4 protein-coding genes and 1 other RNA gene are annotated in these 2941 nt (G+C 41.3%); 1 reads left to right on the plus strand and 4 read right to left on the minus strand.

All coding sequences use genetic code 11. From position 1 onward, the window contains the following. A partial coding sequence (locus V7D75_RS04765) for a LemA family protein (protein ID WP_333613625.1) occupies positions 1–378 on the minus strand: 378 nt, incomplete at its 3' end. A gap of 208 nt (positions 379–586) precedes the next feature. Further along, an RNA gene (ffs, locus tag V7D75_RS04770) (signal recognition particle sRNA small type) lies at positions 587–683 on the minus strand. A 297-nt stretch (positions 684–980) separates the two neighbouring features. On the opposite strand from ffs, the gene V7D75_RS04775 reads away from it, so the two are divergent. Then, positions 981–1697, plus strand: coding sequence for an SIMPL domain-containing protein (locus V7D75_RS04775; RefSeq protein ID WP_333613626.1), 717 nt, complete (start codon positions 981–983; stop codon positions 1695–1697). A 116-nt stretch (positions 1698–1813) separates the two neighbouring features. On the opposite strand, the gene V7D75_RS04780 is transcribed toward V7D75_RS04775, so the two are convergent. Beyond that, a complete protein-coding gene (locus V7D75_RS04780; RefSeq protein WP_333613627.1) occupies positions 1814–2647 on the minus strand; it encodes a DUF4124 domain-containing protein in 834 nt (277 codons plus the stop codon). A gap of 195 nt (positions 2648–2842) precedes the next feature. After that, the coding region (locus V7D75_RS04785) for a hypothetical protein (protein ID WP_333613634.1) at positions 2843–2941 on the minus strand (99 nt) is incomplete at its 5' end.

A 2941-nucleotide genomic window follows, 5' to 3' on the forward strand; every position in this document is an offset into this window, starting at 1 on the left:
ATCTGCTTTTAACTCAGGGTAAGCCTCCACAACCGCTGAGAATTGCCCTAAGGCTTTCGACAACATACCCTCTGCTTTGGCAAACAACGCCATATGTTCAAGCGAATCTGGCTGATGCTTGCTAGAATCTTGTAAGCTTTGGGCATGATTACGCGCATTAATCACACGGGTCAGCGTTTCTTCTTCATGGCTCAGATAACGTTTGGCGGTTTCGACCAAATTTGGAATCAAATCATGACGGCGCTTTAGCTGTACATCGATTTGTGCAAAGCCATTTTTTGCTTGGTTGCGGGCACGTACCAGCTTATTAAATACTGACACCCCAAAGACCACAATCAATACCACCACTGCAATGAATAGCCAAACGAACATTTTCATTATCAGACTCCAAGAGGTTTTTTGTTCACAATATTGTTATTAAAGGTTACTACATTGTATTTTAACCTATATATTTTGTTTGAAGTTTAAAATCAGACGAAATGCAGGCGAAAAAAAAGCCCTTTACAATGAAGGGCTTATTATGAGGTTTGACTCGTTTAAAGCGATATAGCAGGACTATCAGCAAATTTTAGACAAAAAAAAGCGACTCCATCAGCACATCCTCGGCACACATTATAACTATTACCGTTGCTACCTTCCGGTCCTGGCGGGATTCATAGAACAATGTTGCGAGGCTACCAATGGAGCCACCAGTTGCAGATTATACAAGATTTTTTTATTATTACAACCCCCATTGCCAAACTGTTTGCTTTAGGCGATAAACAACCTTATCAATACTACGTGCAAGTGACAATATAGCCAAATTTAAACAGCAACTTAACTGACAAAATTCTCATAGCAAATTGTTGATTTTTTGCTATTTTAGTCAAGGTATGTTGCATAAAAACCAATACAAAAAACACTCATATAAAAATGAGTTTTCTAACCATATCCCTCATACAACTATGATGACCATTACTAGCACTAATTAGGAGATAATTATGAAAAACACTTGGATGACCAAAGCCGCACTTGCTACGGGTACCGCTGCCCTACTAACAGCGATGATAGGTAGCGCCCATGCAGAACCTACAGGCTATGATCAGCTGACCTTTCAGACAGAAGTCAAAGAGGAAGTCCAGAACGATGAAGTTCGCGCCACTATGTATAAAAAAGCGCAAGCATCAGATGCTAAAACGCTAGCGACCACGCTTAATACTTCGATCAATAACGCGATGAAAATCGCCAAACGCTACCCAAGCGTGACGGTCAGTACTGGCCAGCAGCGCACCTACCCACGCTACGATAAAAACGACAAAATCATTGGTTGGACAGGACAAGCAAGTATCGACTTAAAGAGTACGGACTTTGTCGCCACCAGCCAGCTGATTGCAGACTTACAGCAAACCTTAGTGATGGAAAATCTAAACTTTGGGGTTTCAGATGCCAAAAAAGACGCGCTTGAGCAAAAGCTTATGACCGATGCTTCACGCGCCTTTCAGCAGCAGGCTAAAAACCTGACCCGTGCATGGGATGCGCGCGGCTATCGTGTGGTAACCGTTAACTTAAATACCAACAATAATAATTACCCTCGCCCTATGTATAGCATGAGAGCCGAATCAGTTGCTATGGATAATGCTGTCCCAAGCCAAAATTTTGAATCGGGCAACAGTACCATTTCAGTGACAGCTAATGGTACGATTGAGTTGTCTAAATAAGATAATGACGGTTATAAAAAATGGTTTTTAACAATAAGGGCAGCCGCTGAATACAGCGACTGCCCTTACTTTATAGCTATATTTTTATTATTAATACTTAATCAAGAGATTCAAGGTTATTTTTTTATCGGTTCTTCAAGGGTCATGGGTTTATCTGCTATTGGCTTATCAACTATTGGCTTAGTAAATGACAACATATTGGGCTGCTTGCCATCTTGACGCAGTTTTAATAACACTTTTTGGTGCCAAGGTAGGCGCTGATACGCCAACAGCTGCTCTGCTAATTTCTTCTTTTTTTGCAAGGTTTGGGTATTTTGAATGACATAAACCGTACGCTCGACCTGTTTTGCTGCCTGCCCTTTTTTATCTTTTATCACCGCTTTAATATTATGCGCACCCGGTAGAATATCAACGGTGGCAATCGAAGCGCTCAAACCTTGCGCCACTTCGTTACCATCTAAGTAAATGCTCACGCTATCGCCTGCTTGTAGTGCTGGTTTTACTTGCACCTTGATATCGATGCTTTGTACCGGACGACGATAAGCCCGCTCTTCGCTAGGCTCTGTTATCGTCAGCTGATAATTAATGGGCGCTTTATTAGCGGTTGTGTCACTATTAGCAGTGGTGCCAGTTGTGTTAGCAGCAGGTGGTTGAGTAGTATTGATAGGCTGATTGTTGGCATTGTTGGTTTGACTAGAACTGTTTGCACCCACAGTATCATTGCCAGTCATGACGCTGGTTTGGCTAATTTGCTTGCCAGCTTGCTGTTCGTAGTTTTGCGGACGGTCGGTAAAGGTCACTTGACCGGTCTTTTCATCGACAACTTTATAAATAGCAGCAGCATGTGCCATTGGTGCATAAAGACTGGCGGTGCTAATAACCAGACCTGTCAGCAGACTTAGCGACAACCTTTTATTTAAAAAAACAGTACTTTTTAATGATGAAATCATAGTCAGTCAGCCTAAAGCGATTTGTTATTAATATATAGATGCAACCATTATGCGATATTTTTGCCATTAAATCAGCAATGACTACACAGTAAATTTAACAATTAAACGTCTACTTTAATTGCCCACAAAAAAACCAGCTAAGATTTCCTTAACTGGTTTTTTTATTTAGCGAGAGTTTAGCGCTTTAGCTATAGATTAGCAGCTATAGTACAAATCAAACTCAACAGGATGTACGGTGATATTGACGCGCTGCACTTCTTCTTGCTTCAGCGCGATGTAAGCTTCTAGCATCTC

This window comes from Psychrobacter sp., assembly GCF_036731945.1.
In the GTDB taxonomy this organism is placed as follows: domain Bacteria; phylum Pseudomonadota; class Gammaproteobacteria; order Pseudomonadales; family Moraxellaceae; genus Psychrobacter.